The sequence below is a fragment of the Virgifigura deserti genome, assembly GCA_003576685.1.
GTDB classification, from domain to species: domain Bacteria; phylum Pseudomonadota; class Alphaproteobacteria; order Dongiales; family Dongiaceae; genus Virgifigura; species Virgifigura deserti.
Genome location: QOZR01000001.1, coordinates 114,281 through 133,370, shown reverse-complemented (window position 1 = coordinate 133,370; position 19,090 = coordinate 114,281). Strand labels below are relative to the sequence as shown.

General features: G+C 65.2%; 22 protein-coding genes and 1 tRNA gene. 12 read left to right on the top strand and 11 right to left on the bottom strand.

Annotation, left to right across the window (positions count from 1 at the left end; genetic code table 11):
* Window positions 1–253 precede the first annotated feature (253 nt).
* From DT069_RS00685 to DT069_RS00675, 3 genes are all read left to right on the top strand, one after another.
* Entirely contained in the window at window positions 254–2,089 is a 1,836-nt protein-coding gene (locus DT069_RS00685) for a PHA/PHB synthase family protein (RefSeq protein ID WP_119458849.1), read from the top strand.
* A 14-nt stretch (window positions 2,090–2,103) separates the two neighbouring features.
* Window positions 2,104–2,625, top strand: a complete 522-nt coding sequence (locus tag DT069_RS00680) for a hypothetical protein (RefSeq protein ID WP_119458347.1) — start codon at window positions 2,104–2,106, stop codon at window positions 2,623–2,625.
* 71 nt (window positions 2,626–2,696) lie between these two features.
* Window positions 2,697–3,176, top strand: coding sequence for a GNAT family N-acetyltransferase (locus DT069_RS00675; RefSeq protein WP_119458346.1), 480 nt, complete (start codon window positions 2,697–2,699; stop codon window positions 3,174–3,176).
* A gap of 79 nt (window positions 3,177–3,255) precedes the next feature.
* On the opposite strand, the gene DT069_RS00670 is transcribed toward DT069_RS00675, so the two are convergent.
* The 4 genes from DT069_RS00670 to rplM all read right to left on the bottom strand — a co-directional run bounded on the left by DT069_RS00670 (window position 3,256) and on the right by rplM (window position 5,921).
* Complete coding sequence (locus DT069_RS00670; RefSeq protein WP_119458345.1) at window positions 3,256–3,801, bottom strand: gamma carbonic anhydrase family protein; 546 nt, start codon at window positions 3,799–3,801, stop codon at window positions 3,256–3,258.
* Window positions 3,798–4,847: an N-acetyl-gamma-glutamyl-phosphate reductase gene (gene argC / locus DT069_RS00665; protein ID WP_119458344.1), complete on the bottom strand. Its 1,050-nt coding sequence runs from the start codon at window positions 4,845–4,847 to the stop codon at window positions 3,798–3,800. Before argC ends, DT069_RS00670 begins: the two co-directional genes overlap by 4 nt.
* A gap of 124 nt (window positions 4,848–4,971) precedes the next feature.
* A complete protein-coding gene (gene rpsI, locus DT069_RS00660; RefSeq protein WP_119458343.1) occupies window positions 4,972–5,454 on the bottom strand; it encodes a 30S ribosomal protein S9 in 483 nt (160 codons plus the stop codon).
* A 2-nt stretch (window positions 5,455–5,456) separates the two neighbouring features.
* Window positions 5,457–5,921 (bottom strand): 50S ribosomal protein L13, encoded by a 465-nt coding sequence (gene rplM, locus DT069_RS00655; protein WP_119458342.1) that lies wholly within the window; start codon window positions 5,919–5,921, stop codon window positions 5,457–5,459.
* Window positions 5,922–6,228: 307 nt separating this feature from the next.
* Here rplM and DT069_RS00650 point away from each other — a divergent pair, with 307 nt between their 5' ends.
* From DT069_RS00650 to DT069_RS00640, 3 genes are read left to right on the top strand one after another with little or no spacing between them, the layout of a single operon-like run.
* Window positions 6,229–7,014, top strand: coding sequence for an enoyl-CoA hydratase (locus tag DT069_RS00650; RefSeq protein WP_425449968.1), 786 nt, complete (start codon window positions 6,229–6,231; stop codon window positions 7,012–7,014).
* Entirely contained in the window at window positions 7,011–7,511 is a 501-nt protein-coding gene (locus DT069_RS00645) for a CoA-binding protein (protein WP_425449904.1), read from the top strand. The genes DT069_RS00650 and DT069_RS00645 overlap by 4 nt, the downstream gene beginning before the upstream one ends.
* Window positions 7,508–8,821 (top strand): O-acetylhomoserine aminocarboxypropyltransferase, encoded by a 1,314-nt coding sequence (locus DT069_RS00640; RefSeq protein WP_119458339.1) that lies wholly within the window; start codon window positions 7,508–7,510, stop codon window positions 8,819–8,821. Before DT069_RS00645 ends, DT069_RS00640 begins: the two co-directional genes overlap by 4 nt.
* On the opposite strand, the gene DT069_RS00635 is transcribed toward DT069_RS00640, so the two are convergent.
* The gene (locus DT069_RS00635; RefSeq protein ID WP_119458338.1) at window positions 8,802–9,515 is read right to left on the bottom strand and encodes a type 1 glutamine amidotransferase; all 714 of its coding nucleotides are present in this window, start codon (window positions 9,513–9,515) and stop codon (window positions 8,802–8,804) included. The two genes, DT069_RS00640 and DT069_RS00635, sit on opposite strands and share 20 nt — an antisense overlap.
* Window positions 9,516–9,718: 203 nt before the next feature.
* Between DT069_RS00635 and DT069_RS00630 the strand changes: the two genes are divergently transcribed.
* Window positions 9,719–10,042 carry a hypothetical protein gene (locus DT069_RS00630; protein WP_425449903.1) on the top strand — a complete coding sequence of 108 codons (324 nt, stop codon included), beginning with the start codon at window positions 9,719–9,721 and terminating at the stop codon, window positions 10,040–10,042.
* Here DT069_RS00630 and DT069_RS00625 read toward each other — a convergent pair.
* The gene (locus tag DT069_RS00625; protein WP_119458337.1) at window positions 9,990–12,341 is read right to left on the bottom strand and encodes a GNAT family N-acetyltransferase; all 2,352 of its coding nucleotides are present in this window, start codon (window positions 12,339–12,341) and stop codon (window positions 9,990–9,992) included. The genes DT069_RS00630 and DT069_RS00625 overlap by 53 nt on opposite strands.
* A gap of 535 nt (window positions 12,342–12,876) precedes the next feature.
* On the opposite strand from DT069_RS00625, the gene DT069_RS24845 reads away from it, so the two are divergent.
* The 5 genes from DT069_RS24845 to DT069_RS00605 all read left to right on the top strand — a co-directional run bounded on the left by DT069_RS24845 (window position 12,877) and on the right by DT069_RS00605 (window position 15,942).
* On the top strand, window positions 12,877–13,008 hold the full coding sequence (locus DT069_RS24845; protein WP_425449902.1) for a hypothetical protein: 132 nt from the start codon (window positions 12,877–12,879) through the stop codon (window positions 13,006–13,008).
* Between the two features lie 44 nt (window positions 13,009–13,052).
* Window positions 13,053–13,238 (top strand): hypothetical protein, encoded by a 186-nt coding sequence (locus tag DT069_RS00620; protein WP_119458336.1) that lies wholly within the window; start codon window positions 13,053–13,055, stop codon window positions 13,236–13,238.
* A gap of 206 nt (window positions 13,239–13,444) precedes the next feature.
* Entirely contained in the window at window positions 13,445–13,651 is a 207-nt protein-coding gene (locus DT069_RS00615; protein ID WP_119458335.1) for an ATP-binding protein, read from the top strand.
* Between the two features lie 78 nt (window positions 13,652–13,729).
* A complete protein-coding gene (locus DT069_RS00610; RefSeq protein ID WP_119458334.1) occupies window positions 13,730–14,503 on the top strand; it encodes a S1 family peptidase in 774 nt (257 codons plus the stop codon).
* Between the two features lie 323 nt (window positions 14,504–14,826).
* On the top strand, window positions 14,827–15,942 hold the full coding sequence (locus DT069_RS00605) for a potassium/proton antiporter (protein WP_425449967.1): 1,116 nt from the start codon (window positions 14,827–14,829) through the stop codon (window positions 15,940–15,942).
* A gap of 21 nt (window positions 15,943–15,963) precedes the next feature.
* Here the strand turns inward: DT069_RS00605 and DT069_RS00600 are convergent.
* The 5 genes from DT069_RS00600 to plsX all read right to left on the bottom strand — a co-directional run bounded on the left by DT069_RS00600 (window position 15,964) and on the right by plsX (window position 19,063).
* Window positions 15,964–16,040 (bottom strand) — tRNA-Pro (locus tag DT069_RS00600).
* A 70-nt stretch (window positions 16,041–16,110) separates the two neighbouring features.
* Window positions 16,111–16,608 carry a MerR family transcriptional regulator gene (locus DT069_RS00595; protein ID WP_119458333.1) on the bottom strand — a complete coding sequence of 166 codons (498 nt, stop codon included), beginning with the start codon at window positions 16,606–16,608 and terminating at the stop codon, window positions 16,111–16,113.
* Window positions 16,605–16,913: an integration host factor subunit alpha gene (locus DT069_RS00590; RefSeq protein ID WP_119458332.1), complete on the bottom strand. Its 309-nt coding sequence runs from the start codon at window positions 16,911–16,913 to the stop codon at window positions 16,605–16,607. The genes DT069_RS00595 and DT069_RS00590 overlap by 4 nt, the downstream gene beginning before the upstream one ends.
* 123 nt (window positions 16,914–17,036) lie before the next feature.
* Window positions 17,037–18,014: a beta-ketoacyl-ACP synthase III gene (locus DT069_RS00585; RefSeq protein WP_119458331.1), complete on the bottom strand. Its 978-nt coding sequence runs from the start codon at window positions 18,012–18,014 to the stop codon at window positions 17,037–17,039.
* Window positions 18,014–19,063, bottom strand: a complete 1,050-nt coding sequence (gene plsX, locus DT069_RS00580) for a phosphate acyltransferase PlsX (RefSeq protein WP_119458330.1) — start codon at window positions 19,061–19,063, stop codon at window positions 18,014–18,016. The genes DT069_RS00585 and plsX overlap by 1 nt, the downstream gene beginning before the upstream one ends.
* Window positions 19,064–19,090: the final 27 nt, after the last annotated feature.

The window sequence follows — 19,090 nt, the reverse complement described above, 5'->3', positions numbered from 1 at the left end:
TCACGCTGCAGCCGGCGATCGGGGTAGCCAGGGCGATCGATGCTGCCTGCATCGCCGGCCGAGGTAACCCGTGGTTCCGGTTGTGCTGTTCCGGGACCGGATCTATTTTTACAAGCAGATCATCGGCGCTTCGCCGCCGCACCGCGACATCGCATCGCCCGAGATCGGCAGTTGGCATCATTCTGTCCCAGCCCCATCTAAACAGCCATAATTCATGGCCATGCAGCAGAATTCGATCATAGAGGAAGGCGACATGACCGATCAACAGGGCGCCAACTCGTCGCAGCCCGATCCCGTTGCGTTCTCTCGAACGATGGCGGAGATCGCCGAGCGGTCGCAGCGAATCGTCTCCGAATTCCTTGCCAAGCAGGCCAGCACCGGCAATGGCGTCGGCATGTCGGACCCGCTCAGCATCGGCAATGCCTTCCTCGAGATGACGAAGCGGCTGATGGCCGACCCGGCGACGCTGGTCCAAGCGCAGATGACGCTGTGGCAGGACTACATGAATCTGTGGCAGGCGACCGCCCGCCGGATGATGGGCGAAACCGCCGCGCCGGTCGCCGAGCCGGCGCCTGGGGATCGCCGCTTCCGCGATGCCGCCTGGCAGGAGAACGAGGTCTTCGACTTCATCAAGCAGTCCTACCTCCTGTCCGCGCGCTGGCTGCAATCGACGGTGCAGGAGGTCGAGGGCCTGGACGAGAAGACCGCGCAGAAGGTCGATTTCTACACCCGTCAGTTCGTCGACGCCCTAGCGCCGAGCAATTTCGTCCTGACCAATCCCGAGGTACTCCGCGCCACCGTCGAGAGCGGCGGTGAGAACCTGTTGAAGGGCCTGCAGAACCTGCTCGACGACCTGGAGCGCGGCAAAGGCCAGCTTAATATCCGGATGACCGATCTGGAGGCGTTCCGTATCGGCGAGAACATCGCCGTCACGCCGGGCAAGGTCGTGTTCCAGAACGACCTGATCCAGCTCCTGCAATATGAGCCGACGACCAAGGAGGTCTACCGGCGGCCGCTGCTCATCATTCCGCCCTGGATCAACAAGTTCTACATCCTCGACCTGCGCGAGAAGAACTCGCTGATCAAATGGGCCGTCGGGCAAGGTCATACGGTCTTCGTCGTCTCCTGGGTGAACCCGGACGAGCGGCTGACCGCCAAAAGCTTCCAGGACTACATGACGGAGGGTCCGCTGGCGGCGCTCGACGCCATTGAGCAGGCGACCGGAGAGCCCGACGCCAACGTGATCGGCTATTGCCTGGGCGGCACGCTGCTCGCGACCACGCTCGCCTACATGGCGGGGAAGAAGGGGGCAGGAAAGACGGGTGCGAAGAAAGGCGCCAAGGCCGAGCACCGAATCGCCAGCGCCACCTATTTCGCGACCATGGTCGACTTTTCCGAGCCGGGCGAGCTCGGCGTCTTCATTGATGAGGAGCAGTTGAAGGCGCTCGAGGCGCGGATGAGCCAGAAGGGCTATCTCGAGGGCGGCGCGATGGCGACCACCTTCAACATGCTGCGCGCCAACGACCTGATCTGGTCCTTCGTCGTCAACAACTACCTGCTCGGCAAGGACCCCTTCCCCTTCGATCTGCTCTATTGGAACTCGGACGCGACGCGGATGCCCGCGGCGATGCACAGCTTCTATCTGCGCCGGATGTATCACGAGAACCTTCTGGTCCAGCCCGGCGGCATCACCCTGAAGGGTGTGCCGATCGACCTCACGCGGATCAAGACGCCGAGCTTCATCCTGTCGACACGCGAGGACCACATCGCGCCGTGGAAGTCGACCTACAAGGCGACGCAGCTCTATTCGGGACCGGTCCGGTTCGTGCTGGCCGGCTCCGGGCATATCGCCGGCATCGTCAATCCGCCGGAGGCGGAGAAATACCAGTACTGGACGAATGACGAGCTGCCGGAGTCGCCCGAAAGCTGGCTGAAGACGGCGACGCCGCATCCCGGCTCCTGGTGGCCGGAATGGGCGACCTGGATCGCCCGGTTCGGCGGTGGCAAGGTCTCGGCGCGACGGCCCGGCGACGGCAAGCTTGCAGTGATCGAGGACGCGCCCGGCTCCTATGTCAAGGTAAGGGCATAGGCCGGGTGAGCGACATGATGCAGCTCCTCGCCGGCTTCACCCTTTCCATTCTGCTCGCTCTGCCGGCCATGGCGTCCGAATGGACGGTCACGCAGGCGCCCGCGGACGATGTGGCCCTCCGCGCCGCCAAGATTACCAACGAGGATGGCAACACGCTCTATCTCTGGCCCCGGCACAGCGACGATACCTATCAGATCATCGCCGAGGTTCATCTGGGCGACGGCTCGGGTTTCGCCGGCGCGATGCCGAGCTATCGCATCGACGGCGGCGAGACGATCGACACGGACGTCGTCCGCCGGGCGGGCGAAAGCAAAGGCGCGCTGTGGGGGCATGTCGGCGGCAAGGTCGCCTTCTGGAAGGCGTGGTCGTCGGACGACGACGTGATAAAGCCAACGGATCCGTTCAACGCCTGGCTCGCCGGCGAGACCCTGCGCTTCACCTACCATGCGGCCAGTGGCGGCACCAACACGACCGCCTTTCCGCTCCACGGCCTGGACGCGGCGGTCTCGGAGGCCACCGGCGTCAGGGTGCCTTGAGGCACCCTCAACGATTGAGCCGGATTTAAGAGATATACATTTACCCTCTGCGCGAATGAGAGAGACTTGCGGTGCAGATACGTCCTTACGAGACAGCTGATGCGGAACGGTTGTGTGCGCTCTTCTTCGACGCTATCCGGGAGACCGGCAGACGCAACTATAGCGCGCAGCAGGTTGAGGCCTGGGCGCCGTGCAGGCCTGACCCGCACCAGTTCGACGAGGTTGCCACGGACGGACGCATTCTTCTCGTCGTCGTCAACAATGAAGGAGATCCGATCGCCTATGGCGACCTGGAGGCGGACGGCCACATCGATCATCTTTTCTGCCGGCCTGACGTGGTCGGGACGGGAGTCGCGTCCGCCCTGTATGACGAACTGGAGAAGGTTGCGCTCGAGCGTGGCATGACCCGCTTGTATGTGGAAGCCAGCGAGGCGGCGCGCCCCCTGTTCGCGCGAAAGGACTTCGCCTTACTCGAGCGTCGCGACTTTCAACTCCGAGGCGTCCTCATCCACAATTACGCGATGGCCAAGACGCTCGGTCCGGAAGAGTGACTCGCTTCCGACATGGTAGGGGCAAGTTCCAAACCTGCCCCTCTGGCAGCCGACCGGTCACTCCCGCGGTTCGGACAGCTCAGCCGTTACCCATTCGATAGCTGTCGGCCAGCTCGCGGTAATGCCGCGCCGAATAGGGAAAGTAATCCAGCTCGGCCTGCGTCAGCGGCCGCAGCAGCTTTGCCGGGCTGCCGGCCCATAGCTCGCCGCGGCGGACCCGCTTGCCTGGCGTGACGAGCGCGCCGGCGGCCACCATGCCCTGCGACTCGACATAGGAGCCGTCGAGGAGGCAGGCCTTGATGCCGACAAACCCGCCATCCTCGACCGTGCAGGCATGCAGCACCGCCATATGCCCCACGGTCACGTCGGACCCGATGACGGTCCGCACGCCCTTCGCCGGGAATTCCTCGCTCTCGTGATTGCCGTGGATGATGGTGCCGTCCTGGATATTGGTGCGCGCGCCGATGCGGATCGAATTGACGTCGCCGCGCAGCACGCAGCCGAACCAGATGCTGGCGCCGGAGCCGATCTCGACATCGCCGATGATCACCGCTGTCGGCGCGACGAAGGCATCGGCGGCGATGCGGGGCCGCTTATCGCCGTAGGGCAGGATGTTGCTACTCATGGAAACAAGGCCCCCTGCTCGAGTCCGGCGGTCTCCTGAAAGCCCGCCATCAGGTTCATGTTCTGCACGGCCTGGCCGGAGGCGCCCTTGACCAGATTGTCGATAGCCGACAGCAGGATCGCCCTCCCCGGAACGCGATCGGCGAACACGCCGATTAGGCAATGGTTGGAGCCGCGGACATGGCGCGTCGCCGGCGCCGCGCCCGCCGGCAGCACGCGGACGAAAGGTTCGCCGTCATAGCGCTCCTGCAGTGTGCGGCGCAGGTCATCGGCACCCGCGCCGTTCGCGAGCCGGACATAGATCGTCGACAGGATGCCGCGGCTCATCGGCATCAGATGCGGCGTGAAATTGACCGTCACCGGTCGGCCGGCGATCTCGCTCAGCCCCTGCTCGATCTCCGGCGCGTGGCGGTGGCCGGCGATGCCATAGGCGTGAATGCCCTCGGTCACCTCGGCAAAGAGGTTGGCCTGCTTGGCGTCGCGACCGGCGCCGCTCACGCCGGATTTGGCGTCGATGATGATGTCGTCGCGCTCAATCGCGCCGGCCTCGAACAACGGCACCAGCGGGAGCTGCGCCGATGTGGGATAGCAGCCGGGATTGGCGACCAGGCGGGCGGGGCGGATCGCGTCGCGCTTCAGCTCCGTCAAGCCGTAGACGGCCTCCTGCTGCAGGGCCGGCGCCCGATGCTCATGGCCGTACCACTGCGCATAGGCGGTCGGATCGCGGAGCCGGAAATCCGCCGACAGGTCGACGACCTTCAGGTGCCGCGGCAGCCCGGCGATGATCTCCTGCGTAGTGCCGTGCGGCAGGCAGCAGAAGACGAGATCGAGACCGCTCCAGTCGGCATCCTCGACCTTCACGAGATCCGGCAGGCCGAGACCGCCCAGATGAGGGAAGACCTCTGCCAGAGGACGCCCGGCCTGACGGTCCGCGGTCAGCAGGCGGATCTCGCTCTCCGGATGACGCGTCAGCAGCCGCACCAGCTCCGCGCCGGTGTATCCGCTCGCACCGAGAATGCCGATCCGCAATCTGTTCGTCGTCGCCATTACCGTTCTTCCTCGAGTTGAGTTCGGTCGTGCTTCGACCAGTTCGACAAAGACACCGGCCAAAAACAAGAAGGGCGCTCCCGCAGGAGCGCCCTTCTGAAAAAACGCCGATGCTCCCGCGGACTCAGCGCTTCGAGAACTGGAAGCTACGTCGCGCCTTGGCCTTGCCGTACTTCTTGCGCTCGACGACGCGCGAATCGCGGGTCAGGAACCCGCCCGCCTTCAAGGCGCCGCGCAGGGCCGGCTCGTAATAGGTCAGCGCCCGGCTGATGCCGTGACGCACCGCGCCGGCCTGGCCCGACAGGCCACCGCCGGTCACCGTGCAGATCACATCGAACTGACCGACCCGATTGGTCACGCCGAAGGGCTGGTTGAGCACCATGCGCAGCACCGGCCGCGCGAAATAGACCTCGCTCTCGCGGCCGTTGACCTGAACCTTTCCGGAGCCCGGCTTGATCCAGACACGGGCCACCGAATTCTTCCGCTTGCCGGTGGCATAGGCGCGCCCCTCGGCGTCGATCTTCGGTTCGGCCAAGGGCGCCGTCGTCGGCGCGGCCGCCTGACCCAGGTCCTTCAGGTCAGACAGCGTCTGCGTTCCGTTACTCATGATCAGGCGATCCTCTTGTTCTTGCGGTTCATGCCGGCGACGTCCAGCGCCTCGGGCTGTTGCGCCTCATGCGGATGGCTCGTGCCGGCATAGACGCGCAGATTGCTCATCTGCTGCCGCCCGAGCGGTCCGCGCGGCACCATCCGCTCGACCGCCTTGAGGATTACCCGCTCCGGATACCGGCCGCCAAGGATCTGGCCCATGCTCCGCTCCTTGATGCCGCCCGGATGGCCGGTGTGCCAGAAGAACTTGCGCTGCTCCAGCTTGTTGCCGGTGAGCCGCACCTTCTCGGCATTGATCACGATCACGTTGTCGCCGCAATCGACATGCGGCGTGTAGCTCGGCTTGTGCTTGCCGCGGAGCCGGTTGGCAACGATGCTCGCCAGTCGCCCGAGGACGAGGCCGTCGGCATCGACCAGGATCCACTTCTTCGCCACCTCGGCAGGCTTGGCGGAATAGGTCTTCATGAGAACCCGCTATCTGATCAATATTGGTAAATGAGACTCTGCGGCCGTGCCGGCAGACCCGAGAGTCGCCCAGGCACCGCGCCGTCTATCGCGGCGCCATGTCTAGGCGTCGCCCGCCGGCTTGTCAACGGAAAAAAGCACAGTGTTCTAGTTAGTTAGCAGCACGGTATTATAATACCGCACGCGGCGACGCCCTCACCGACCGGGCGCGCGACATTGTCTGCCAACTATGGCTTGAACTGTTCGGCATGAACCGGCCAAATTGCGCCGACCTTCACGCGAACCGGAGAAGTCCATCATGACCGCGATGGCCGCAAACGAGCCGCTTCTCTTGCGCACGGATGCCGCCGGCGTGGCGACACTGACGCTCAACCGGCCGCAGGCGCGCAACGCGCTGTCGATGGCGGTAATGGAGTCGCTGCTGGCGACGCTGGGCGACGTCGCGACCGACGACTCCGTCAAGGTCGTGGTGCTGGCCGGGGCCGGCCCCGCCTTCTGCGCCGGTCACGATCTGAAGGAACTCCGCGCCGATCCGCGGCGCGAGGCCTATGAGGCGGTGTTCGCCCGCTGCAGCGAACTGATGCTGGCGATTACCCGCCTGCCGAAGCCGGTGATCGCCCGCGTGCACGGCATCGCCACGGCCGCCGGCTGTCAGCTCGTCGCGACCTGCGATCTCGCGATCGCCGCCAACGACGCCCGCTTCGCGACTCCCGGCGTCAATATCGGGCTGTTCTGCTCCACCCCGATGGTAGCGCTGAGCCGCGCGGTGCCGCGCAAGCAGGCGATGGAGATGCTGCTGACCGGCGAAATGATCCCGGCGGATCGCGCCGCCGAGATCGGCCTGATCAACCGCGCCGTTCCGGCGGACGAACTCGACCGGGCCGTGACGGAGCTGGCCGGCAAGATCACCGGCAAATCGCCGCTGACCCTCGCGATCGGCAAGGAGGCGTTCTACCGGCAGATCGATCTCGAGCTGGGACAGGCCTATGCCTATGCGAGCGAGGTGATGACGACCAACATGATGGCGCGCGACGCCGCGGAGGGGATCGATGCCTTCCTGGCCAAGCGCCATCCGACCTGGCGGGGCCGATGAGCGATCACGACCATTATCCCGACGAGCATCTGCGCCGAATCCTGCGCAGCGTGAAGACCATCGCCATGGTCGGCGCCAGCCCCGACTGGAACCGACCGAGCGCCTTCGTGATGGAATATCTGCAGAGCAAACGATACCGGGTCATCCCGGTCAATCCCACGGCGGCCGGCCGGACGATCAACGGCGAAACCTGCTACGCCGCGCTGACGGATATCCCGCAGGAGAGCGCCGGCCGGATCGACATGGTCGATATCTTCCGCCGGTCCGACAAGGTGGGACCGATCGTCGACGAGGCGGTCGCGATCGGCGCCAGCGTCGTCTGGATGCAGATTGGGGTCCGTAACGACGAAGCGGCTGCAAAGGCGGAAGCCGCCGGCCTGACGGTGGTCATGAATCGCTGCCCGAAGATCGAGTACGGCCGGCTGCATGGCGAGCTGAGCTGGGGCGGGTTCAATTCGGGCATCATCTCCAGCAAGCGGCGGAAGCTGAACGTATGAGCGAAGACACGAAGGGCAAGCCCCGGCAGCCGGGCTTCGAGACGCGCGCCATCCACGCCGGCGCGCCGCCCGATCCGGTGACCGGCGCGCGGACGATGCCGATCTATCACACGACGGCCTACGTGTTCGACGATGTCGAGCACGCCGCGTCACTCTTCAACCTGTCGACCTTCGGCTACATCTATTCGCGCCTGACCAACCCGACCGTAGCGGCGCTGGAGGAGCGCGTCGCCAGCCTGGAGGGCGGCCGCGGCGCCACCGCGACGGCTTCGGGCCATGCGGCCCAGCTCGTCGCCTTCTTCGCGCTGATGGCGCCGGGCGAGAGCTTTCTCGCCTCGCGGAAGCTCTATGGCGGATCGCTCACCCAGTTCGGCCGGACCTTCGCGAAGTTCGACTGGCATGCGATCTTCGTCGATCCGGACGACCCGGAGAACTTCGCCCGCGCGCTGACGCCGAACTGCAAGGCGATCTTCGTCGAGAGCCTGGCCAACCCGGGCGGCGTCGTGACCGATATCGAGGCGATCGCCCGGATCGCCCGCGACGCCGGCATCCCGCTGATCGTCGACAATACGCTCGCCACGCCCTATCTCTGCCGGCCGATCGAATGGGGCGCCGACATCGTCGTCCATTCGACGACCAAGTTCCTCGGCGGCCACGGCAATGCGATGGGCGGGGCGCTTGTCGATTCGGGCCGGTTCGACTGGGCGCAGAACGACAAGTTCCCCGCCCTCACCGCGCCGGAGCCCGCCTATCATGGCCTGCGCTTTTACGAGACCTTCGGCGACATGGCGCTGATCATGCAGACCAAGGCGGTCGGCCTGCGAGATCTCGGGCCGGCGCTGTCGCCGATGAATGCCTTCCTGACGCTGACCGGCATCGAGACCCTGCCCCTGCGCATGCAGCGGCATTGTGAGAACGCGCTCGCAGTGGCCCGATTCCTCGAGGCGCATCCGCGCGTCGACTGGGTCTCCTATGCCGGGCTGCCGTCGAACCCCTATGCCGCGCTTGCCCGGAAATACATGCCGGGCGGCGCCGGCGCCGTCTTCACCTTCGGGGTGAAGGGTGGTTATGACGCGGGCGTAAAGGTGGTCGAGTCCTGCGAGCTCCTGTCCCACCTCGCCAATGTCGGGGACACGCGCAGCCTGATCCTGCACCCCGCCTCGACGACCCACCGCCAGCTCACCGACGAGCAGCGTACGGCCGCTGGTGCGGGACCGGAGGTGGTGCGGCTGTCGATTGGCCTCGAGAGCGTCGAGGACATCATCGCCGATCTGGACCAGGCGCTCGGCCTCAGCGCAACAAGGCCATGAAATTGTCGTAGAGACGGCGCGCGCTCCGGTTGAAATCGGTCATATGCCGGCCGGCCTCGGCGTCGAAGCGTGGAAGGGCGTCGGAGCCCAACGTCTGCTCGAGCGCGCACCGGTAGGCGGGGACATCGCCCCATTCCCGCACCGTGTCGGCGGTGAGCTCGACATGATACTGCAGGCCATAGGCACGCCGGCCGACGCGGATCGCCTGGACGCCGCAGGCCGGTGAGCGCGCCAGCACCACCGCGCCCGGCGGCGCCTCCGCCACCTCGGCGCCATGCCACTGCAGCGCCTTGAAGCGCGTCGGCAGGCCGGTTAACAGCGGATCGGCGGCGCCCGCCTCGGTCAGATCCACGTCGAGGACCCCGACCTCCGCCCGCCCCATCGGCCCGACGCGGCCCCCGAGCGCCTCGCCCAGCAACTGGTGTCCGAGGCAGAGGCCGAGATAGGGCATGCCGCGACCCGCCACCGCCTCGCGGATCGCGCGCTTTTCCGCGACCAGCCAGGGGTGCTCGGCCTCTTGCCAGACATCCATGGGGCCGCCCATCACCCAAAGCGCGTCATAGCCGTCGAGGGCGGGGATGGCCTCGCCGGCGTCGAGTTCGACCGCATCCCAGGCGATGCCGTCCGCCGCGAGGAAGTCGCGGAAAATGCCGGGATGCTCGACCGGGATATGCTGAAGGACGAGAAAGCGCATGGGAACGGCTCCGTCGATGACCGGATGAGACTGCGGGCGCAGAGGTTCAGAATATCTGTGTCGAATCAGAGAGCTACTGAAAAGTAGTGAGATATCGGAAGAAATCGCAGGCGCGACGGCGGCGTTTTAATCGCCAACTGGGTTGGCGGTTCCGAAAAATCTCACTAATATCAAGTTCTCGGAGGCGTCAGTGGAACCAAAAGATGCAGGAAAAACTTGCAGCCCTGACCGGTAACGACGGCAAGCCATCGGCAACCCAGCTGCATTGGCTGGCGCGCGGCCTGGACCAAGCCGGCGGCAAGCTGCCGCTGTTCGACGAATGGGGGCAGCGCGTCAATGAGCGAACGATTCGAAGCTGCATCGAGCAGGGCTGGGCCGAGCCCTGGTTCACCAACGCGCTGAAGCCGGATTGGCTCGTCTGCAAGCTGACAGACGCCGGCCGCACGATCCTGGCGACCCACGCCGCGCCTGTGATCAGGCTTGAGCGTCGCGGCGCCGCGAGCCGGTCGCATCCATCGCAGTCATAGACGGCGGCCTGCTCTCCGACACAACCCGCTCTCCGGCCAGGTTCTTCGCATAGATGGCCATGCCTTCGCCGTCGCGATAGAAGTCGGGTAGATCGGCCAGCTTGCGATAGCCGTTCTTGCGATAAAACAGGCGCGTCGGCCTGCACTGCTCACGTGTCGCCGTCTCGACATAGAGACGCGCCGCGCCGAGCGCTGCAGAGCCCTGCTCGACCTCCCGCAGGACCGCGCCGCCGATTCCTGAACGCCGGAGATCGCCGCGCACGGCGATCCAATGGAGATCGAAGCGCCCGTCGGTGCCGGGAATCGGTCCGTAGCAGGCGAAGGCCACCGGCTGCCCGGCGCGCTCGGCAAAGAGGAAATGGTAGCCGCTCGCCCCGCCTCGGGTCAGACGGTCTTCGAGCATGTCGCCCATAACGGCGATCTCGCCGGCATGGAAGAAGCCGGTCGACTCGGCGAGCGAGCGGACGGTTTCGACATCGGTTTCGCGCACCGCGTCCCGCCAGGTCAGCGCGAGCGCCGCAGCCTTCGGTGCCGCGGCGGCCCGGGCGCGAAGGCTGCGCAGGGGCTGCTTGCCGCCCTCCCAGAGCCCGGCGAAGAACTGCCGCGCGTTGGCGCCGAGGGTACGGACCCGATAGCCGCCTTCCTGGACGATAAAGGTGGGAAAGCCTTGCGCGCCGATGCTGCTGCCGATTCTGAAGAAGTCCTCCGGCCGGTTCGACCAGCTTCCGGTCGGATCGCCGCGGCCGGTGTCGAGACCAAGGGCGACGACGAGATAGGCGGGGTCGAAGCGGTCGATCCGTTGCAGCGCGCGCTGCAGCGCCTCGCGATAGCGTTCCGGCGTGATCGTCTCCGGCAGCGGAAGGTTCAGGTTGTACCCGGCGCCCGGCCCCTCCCCCTCCTCCTCGCGGAAACCGCTGAAATAAGGATAGGCGAAGCTCGGATGGCCGTGGATCGAGACCGTCAGCACGTCGCGACGCTGATAAAAGATGTCCTGGGTCCCATTGCCGTGGTGATAGTCGATGTCGAGCACCGCGACGCGCCCATAGCGGCTGAGATAATGAGCGGCAATCGCGGCGTTGTTGAAATAGCAGAAGCCGCCGAACGACCGCCGCTCGGCGTGATGCCCGGGCGGCCGCAGGAGGGCATAGGCGAAGCGGTCGCCCTGCAGGACGCGATCGGCCGCCGTCAGCGCGCAGTCCACCGCCCGCCGCGCCGCGAGATAGGCGTTGCGGTTCAGCGGCGTGAAGGTGTCGATGCAGAAATAACCGGCACGCAGCGGCAGTTCCTTCGGCGGGCGCGCGGCATTCCGGATCGGAAACACGTAAGGATAAACCGAATGCTTGGCATCCAGCGTCGCGCAGGCGCGCCGCAGATAATCGACCAGCGCCCCGTCATGGACCGCGCGGATATGGGTCTCGGCGTAACGGGTCGGCGGGAGCCGCTCGAACAGCCCGGTGCTCTCTAGATCGCCGAGGATCGAAGGGATCCGGACTGGCGCCTCGACGTAACCCCGGTCGCGCACATGGTGGATGTCGTGCTGATCGTTGACGATCAGCGCGATATGGGGCGCCAGATCCTGCCGACGGACGGCCGGGCTCGGGCTCTTGCGGCTGTAGCGGGGCGGCCGCAGCCGGATCGGATCGTCGGTGAAGGACTGCACGACGTGATCGATATAGGTGGGCGGGCAGACCCCGGCATATTTGCGCTCGAGAATCGCCCGCACGATTCCGCGGACCACTTCGCGGCCCGGCAGGTCCGGACGATCCAACGCGTCGAAGCAGAGATAGGGCGGGTTGTCTCCTCCCGGCTGGAGCGGTGTCTCGTAAGCGGTGCCGGCGATCGGCCGGGCGCCGAAACGCTCGTAGAACTTCAGCCGTTCCTCATTCTGGCGGCGGATCGCCTCGTCGCGCGATAAGGCGGGGTCATCCGGCAGGGTCTCGAAGAACAAGCCCATCGCGTCGAGCGCCCGGGCTTCCTCGCGCACCCGCTGATAGAGCGCCGCTCCGACGCCACGGCCCGACACGCCCGGCGTCGCCGACAGCGTTTCGAGATAGCAGGCCGCGAGATCGGAGAGATACAGCAGAACCGCCACGCCCTTCACCCGATCGCTGGCGTCCTGCGCGACGAAGAGGATCGTTCGGAAGCGAAATTTCAGCGGATCGCGAAGCTGCTCGGACAGCTTGTCGATCTCCGACTCCGGCATCTTCGAGAATTGCGCACGCAAGATGTCCTGTGCCTGCCGGATCACCGACTGGGTCGCGGGTGTGCTGTCGTCGAGGATCTTGCGAATACGGAACATCGTCTGTCCGGAGAGACTGCCGAGGATATTGGCGGAAGCCTGCGGGACATTTCAATCGAAAGCGACGATCCAGCCGCTTCCGCCGATCCGTTGAACGAGGCCGTCGGATCGGCTAAGAGGGATTCGGCGACCTGATTCGTTAACGTCTCGGTCACCGACACCTATTCGTTTCATGACAGGCCGCGCCTCGTCTCCCCCGAAGGGCGGCAGGCTAAAAAGGGGATATTCCCTGTTTGATTGGAAGGCTCAGCAAGCACGGGAGACGTCCCCGTCATCCGACGCATCGGGCTACATCAGGCCGGCCGGTGCGCTGATCGTCATAGCCGGTTGCGTTGCCCTCATTGCGGCCCTGCTGGCGCTGGGGCTATGGCTTTGGACCGACCGCACGGAACCTTCCACGGCGCAGGCGCCATCGACGGGATCCCACGCATCATCAGCTATCGCGCGCTCGATCCGTATCCGTTCGTGGTCGTCGTGGGGCTCGAAGGATGCGCTGCTCGCCGAGTAGCGACGGAATGCCGCCGGCGGGGTTGCCGTGGCCGTATTGATCGCCGCTCTACTGGCGACCCTGATGATCGTCACGCTGCGGCAGCAGAGTCAGCGTGAGCGGGCGCGGAGGCGACTGGCCCAGATGCAGAAGCTTGAGGCGCTCGGCCACATGACCTGATCCACAGCCGCAGCGCCGACGGCGAGGTTCGAAAGATCACGGAGATGATTACGGACGCCGTGGCGCATGGAAGCCGACTGACTGGTCAACTGCTGGCGTTCGCCCGCCGACAGGAACTCAGGATTCAGGCCGAGGATGCGAACAGGATGCTGCAGGAGGTCGAGAGCCTGCTGCGGCACGCCGCCGGCCCGAATGTGCGGCTCGTGCTGGCTCTCGCGCCCGGTCTGTGACCCTGCCTGACCGACCGCGGCCAGTTCGATGCGGCGATGCTGAATCTTGTTGTCAACGCTAAGGACGCAATGCCCGCAGGCGGGGAGTTGCGGATCGCGACGACGAACCGGCGCGTAGCTGCGGCGTCCGGGGACGACGCGCTGCGAGCTGGAGACTACGTCCGGGTGACCGTAACGGACAACGGGAAGGGCAGGGCCCTGAGGTTCTGCAGCGTGCGCTCGACCCGTTCTTCACCACCAAGGCGGACACCGGCACCGGGCTCGGCCTGAGCCAGGTCTACGGCTTCGTCCGGCAGGTCGGTGGCGACTTGCAGATCGAGAGCCGGGTGGGGACCGGTACCTCCGTGCATCTGTTCTTCCCGCGGGCCGCCGGCAAGAATACGCAACCGAAGCGCGCCATGGCCAAAAGTTAGCCCTTAACCTTTTTCTTACTACAGCCCTGCTAGGCCCTGTTCTGGGAGCAATCACAGGCCGACGGGGGAAGCCTACGCATGAAGCGGCTTGGACTCTTTTGCGCGTTGATGCCAATTCTTGCCGGCTGTGCCATGCGCGCGGGCGAGACCGGCGGGCACGATGCCGTTGTGCGATCGGTTTACTCCTCCGTCCAGCTCTTTACGGAGCGCGCGGATCTCGGTCGCCGGGCCGGATCGGCCGTGGTTCTGGCGACCGATGCGTCATCGGGGCGCGCCCTGATCCTGACCACTGCGCACCTGCTCGAGCCGCCGGTCGAGCAAAGTGTCTTCGCAAAAGCACCGTCGAGCGCCGGCCGGTCTCCGGCCAAGATTCTCGCCGTCGATGCCGATCTCGACCTTGCGATCCTCGAGGCGAACGGGTTGCCGGTCAGCCCGGCGGCCATCCAGACCGAGACTCGGCTCGGCGACGACATTTGGGTCATTTCCTACCCCTGGGGGCGCCGTATGACGCTAGTGGATGGCGCGGTCAGCCAAATCCGCCAAGACGGTGATGGCCGTGCGACCTTTCCGATCACCGGACCGGTCGGCCTGATCGACGCGCCGGTCAGCTATGGCGCCAGCGGCGGCGGCGTCTATGACGACGAGACCGGACGGCTGATCGGCATCGTGCGCGGATACCGTACCGCCAAGCTGTCGGTACCGGGCTCCGATACCGTGCCGCTTGAGGTGCCGATCGGGGGCGAGACGACTGTGATCTCCACGCCCCAGATCCTGTGCTTCCTGAAGGCCGCCGCGGTGACCCAACCCGTCTCGGCCGAGCTTAGCCGACAGATCGCCGAAAGCGACTGCTGACGGTCGAAAGCCGCAGATATCGGCGGTAGAGCGACCATACTGATTCCATCGATTTCTCTCTGATTCTATCACCGGATCGTACCGGCGAGCCTGGAACTCCATTCGCGGGAAAAGGTTGTTGGCTGGTAGCCGCCGTTGCGCGCGCCCACTCCTTCCTGAGGATATCGGCCCGACATCGACTCCATCAGCCGCTACTTCCTCGTCGGGTCCAGCCTCCTCATCGCCAGCGTTCTGACAAGCCTCATATCTTCCCGCGTCGGCGCGCCGCTGCTTCTCGTCTTTCTCGCGGTCGGCCTCTTCGCCGGGCATGACAGCCCCTTAGCATTGAGTTCAAAAACGCTCCGCTCGGTTTTCTCCTGGGGAGCATGGCTCTCGCCGTCATCTTGTTCGACAGCGGCTTCAATACGGAGCTTCGGATGATCCGGGCCGCGGCATGGCCCGCAGTGACTTTGGCCACGATCGGTGTGGCCTTGACCGCAGCGTTGATGGAAATCGGGGCAAAATATCTTCTCGACGTCCCCTGGCTCAATGCGCTGCTGATCGGCCCCATAGTCCGCTCGACTGATGCGGCGGCCGTGTTCTTTCTCCTTCGGGTCGGTGGCGTCACCATCCGCGAACGGGTTCGCTCCACCTTCGAAATCGAGTCCGGCTCGAACGACCCAATGGCAATCTTTCTTACGGTTTCCCTCGTCGAGTTGATTTCCACGGATGCGAATACGGTAGGCTGGGACCTTGGACTCGATTTCCTGCGTCAGATGGGTGGCGGCGTCGCGCTGGGAAGCATCGGCAATCTGCTGATCACGTTCACATTCAATCGCCTGAAGCTGGAGATGGGATTGCCCCAGGTCCTTTCGCTAGCCATGGCGGTGTTCATCTTCGCCGTCACCAATATTGTCGGCGCGAGCGGGTTCCTCGCCGCCTACATCGCCGGCCTGATCGCCGGAAACACGCGGCTGCGCGCAGCCGCAAGACTGCGTAGCTTCTATGATGGGGTGACGTGGCAGAGCCAGATCATTATGTTCGTGACGCTCGGCCTTCTCGCCACGCCATCGGATTTCCCGACCGTGGCGGTCCCGGCCTTTGCTCTGGCGCTCGTCCTGATTTTCTTCGCCCGGCCGGTTGCGGTCTGGCTGTGCTTGCTGCCATTCCGCTTTTCCTATCGCGAGACGACATTCATCGCCTGGGTCGGCCTGCGTGGCGCCGTTTCCATCCTGTTGGCGATCGTGCCGATCCTGGGCGGGTTCGATGCCGGTCAGATGTTCTTCAACTTCGTCTTCATGATCGTGGTTGCCTCGCTGCTCGTCCAGGGATGGACCATTCGCCGGACAGCGCGCTGGCTCGGATTGATCGAGCCGCACGACGAGTCCCGGACGCAGAAGCCATCCGAATGGAAGGAGAAGTCGAGAATAAAGGCCCTGTGGCCCGGATCGCCCGCCTGAAGCAGGCTGATTGCCAAGAATTGGTCGGAGCGGCGGGATTTGAACCCACGACCCCCACACCCCCAGTGTGATGCGCTACCAGGCTGCGCTACGCTCCGACCGTGGCGAAGAGGATGTCAGAAAGGGCTATATAGCGGTCGGCGACCGGCGACGCAACGGTGCCGATCCCTATTCGAGCACGGCGCGTAGCCGGTCGCGCAGCGCCGTGAGTTCATTGAGCACCGCTTCGAGCTCGTCCCGTTGCGGTGCCGCGGCGCGGGTTCCCGAGGCCGCGGCGGGCCGCGACTCGGCCTCCGTATGCTCGCCGCTGTCGGAAGCCTCGACCGCCTCGCTGCGCTCCTTCAGCGCCCCTTGGCGCATCAGCCGCTGCACGCCCTTGATCGTATAGCCTTCCTGATACAGGAGGCTGCGGATGCCGCGCAGCAACTCGATATCTTCCGGCCGGTAGTAGCGGCGCCCGCCGCCGCGCTTCAGCGGCCGCACCTGCGGAAATTTGGTTTCCCAGAATCGCAGCACATGCTGAGGCACATCGAGATCCTGGGCCACCTCGCTGATGGTCCGGAATGCCGACGCCGACTTCTCGACGCGCCGCGCAACCGGCTCCTGCCTGGAGTCCTGTCGAGACTGGCGATCGTCCGTCTTCACATCCCGCTGCGGTGAGCTCATGCCGAGGCTCCGTTGGCGTCATTGACGCGATTCTTCAAGACGTGGGACGCCCGGAAGACGAGCACCCGCCGAGGCCGAATCGGAACCTCTTCCCCGGTCTTCGGATTACGGCCGATCCGCTCGCCCTTCTGCCGGACGAAGAAGCTGCCGAATGAAGAAATCTTCACCGTCTCGCCGCGCGACAACGCGTCGGATATTTCGTTGAGGATCGTTTCGACGAGATCCGCCGACTCGTTCCGCGACAAGCCGACCTCTTGGTAAACCGCCTCGCTCAGCTGCGCGCGAGTTACCGTCCTCTCATTCATTTCGCCCCCTTCTTTCAACCTGTAAGGGAACGTTAACCTCTAGCGCGAAGGCAGTCAATTAAAGAGGGGGACACAAGATGATGAAATCGCGCGAAACATCCCGTCGGAGGTTCAGCCTTCGCCCTACCAGCGAACCAGCGCCGAGCCCCAGGTGAAGCCGCCGCCCATCGCCTCCATCAGCACCAGATGGCCAGGCTGGATCCGTCCGTCGCCGGCCGCCTCCGCCAGCGCCAGGGGGATTGAGGCCGCCGAGGTGTTGGCGTGCCGGTCGACGGTCAGCACGATCTTCTCGGGTGGCAGGTGAAGTCGGTTTCCCATGCTGTCGATGATGCGGCGATTCGCCTGATGCGGCACCAGCCAGTCGATATCCGCGCCGGTGATACCGTTCTGCCCGATCGCGGCATCGACCGCCTCAGCCAGCTTGACCACCGCGTGCCGGAACACCTCGCGGCCTTCCATGCGGACATGGCCGGCGGTGCCGGTCGAGGACGGGCCGCCATCGACATAGAGCTGGTCGTGGTGGCGGCCGTCGGAGAAAAGATGGGTCGACAGCACCCCGCGGTCATGGCTGCCCCCGTCGCCCGCGGCCGCGCGCAGCAGCAGGGCACCGGCGCCGTCGCCGAACAGAACGCAGGTGTTGCGATCCTCCCAATTGAGGATCCGGGAGAAAGTCTCGGCGCCGATGACCAGAGCCGTGCGCGCCTGGCCGACACGAAGAAAATTGTCGGCAACGGCGAGCGCGTAGACGAAGCCCGAGCAGACGGCCTGGATGTCGAAGGCCATTCCGCGCGTCATGCCGAGCCCGGCCTGGACCCGGGTCGCCGTCGCTGGAAAGGTCTCATCCGGGGTCGTCGTGGCCAGCACGATGAGATCCACCTCCCCTGCCTCGATCCCGGCATTGCGCAGCGCAGACTCGGCGGCCCGCAAAGACAGATCCGAAGTCAGCTCGCCCTCAGCGGCGATGTGACGCTGGCGAATGCCGGTGCGCTGGGTGATCCACGCGTCGGAGGTTTCGACGCGCTCCGCCAGTTCGGCGTTGGTGACGATGCGGCTGGGCAGATAGGCCCCGCAGCCGAGGACTTGCGAACGAAGAATGGTCATTACAAAGCGGCTGCTTGAGAGGCGGGCTGTGGTTGCGTGGTAAGACGAGCGAAATCGTCGCCGATTCGGTCGATCGACTGGTGCAGCACCATGTCGATGGCGACGCCGATCGCATTGGCGAAGCCCAGCGCGTCGGTGCCGCCGTGACTCTTCACCGCGATTCCGTTGAGGCCAAGGAAGATGGCGCCGTTATAGCGCCGTGGATCGGTACGGACCTTCAACGAGCGAATCGCCGGCCGTGCCAGAAGATAGCCGAGACGCGAGAAGGCCGAGCTCATAAAGCTTTTCCGCAGGAATTCGGCATAGAGCTTTGCCGTCCCCTCTATGGCCTTCAGCGCGACGTTGCCGGTGAACCCGTCCGTTACGACGACGTCGACGGTTCCCTTGGCGATATCGTCGCCTTCAACGAAGCCGTGAAAGTGGCCCGGCAGACTGGTGGCGCGGAGGATCGCGCTCGCCTCGCGGACCGCTTCATTTCCCTTCAGATCCTCGGAGCCCACATTCAGCAGCCCGTATGTGGGATCCGGCACGCCGAGAACGGTGCGCGCGAAGACGTTTCCCATCACCGCGAACTGAACGAGATTGTTGGCGTCGCACTGAATGTTGGCGCCGAGATCCAGCATCACGCTTTCGCCCCGAATGGTCGGGAAAAAGGACGCGATCGCCGGCCGATCGATCCCCGGCATGGTCTTCAACACGAACTTGGCCATCGCCATCAAGGCGCCCGTGTTGCCTGCCGACACCACGCCGGCCGCCCGGCCGTCATGGACCGCATTGATCGCCAGCCGCATGCTGGAGGCGCGGCCGGACCGAAGGGCCTGCGACGGCTTGTCCTCGCCGCGCACCTCCTGCTCCGCATGCAGCGTCTCGCTGACTGCCCGTAGCGACGGCAGCTTATCGATCAGCGGATCGATCCGCGCTTCGTCGCCGAAGAACAGGAAGCGAACTTGCGGAAACCGCTGCCGCGCGATGTTGGCGCCCTTGATGACCATGTCCGGTGCGTGATCGCCGCCCATGGCATCGAGCGCGATGGTCAGACCATCGCTCACAGGTGGAGCCCCATGGCCCGGTCAGTG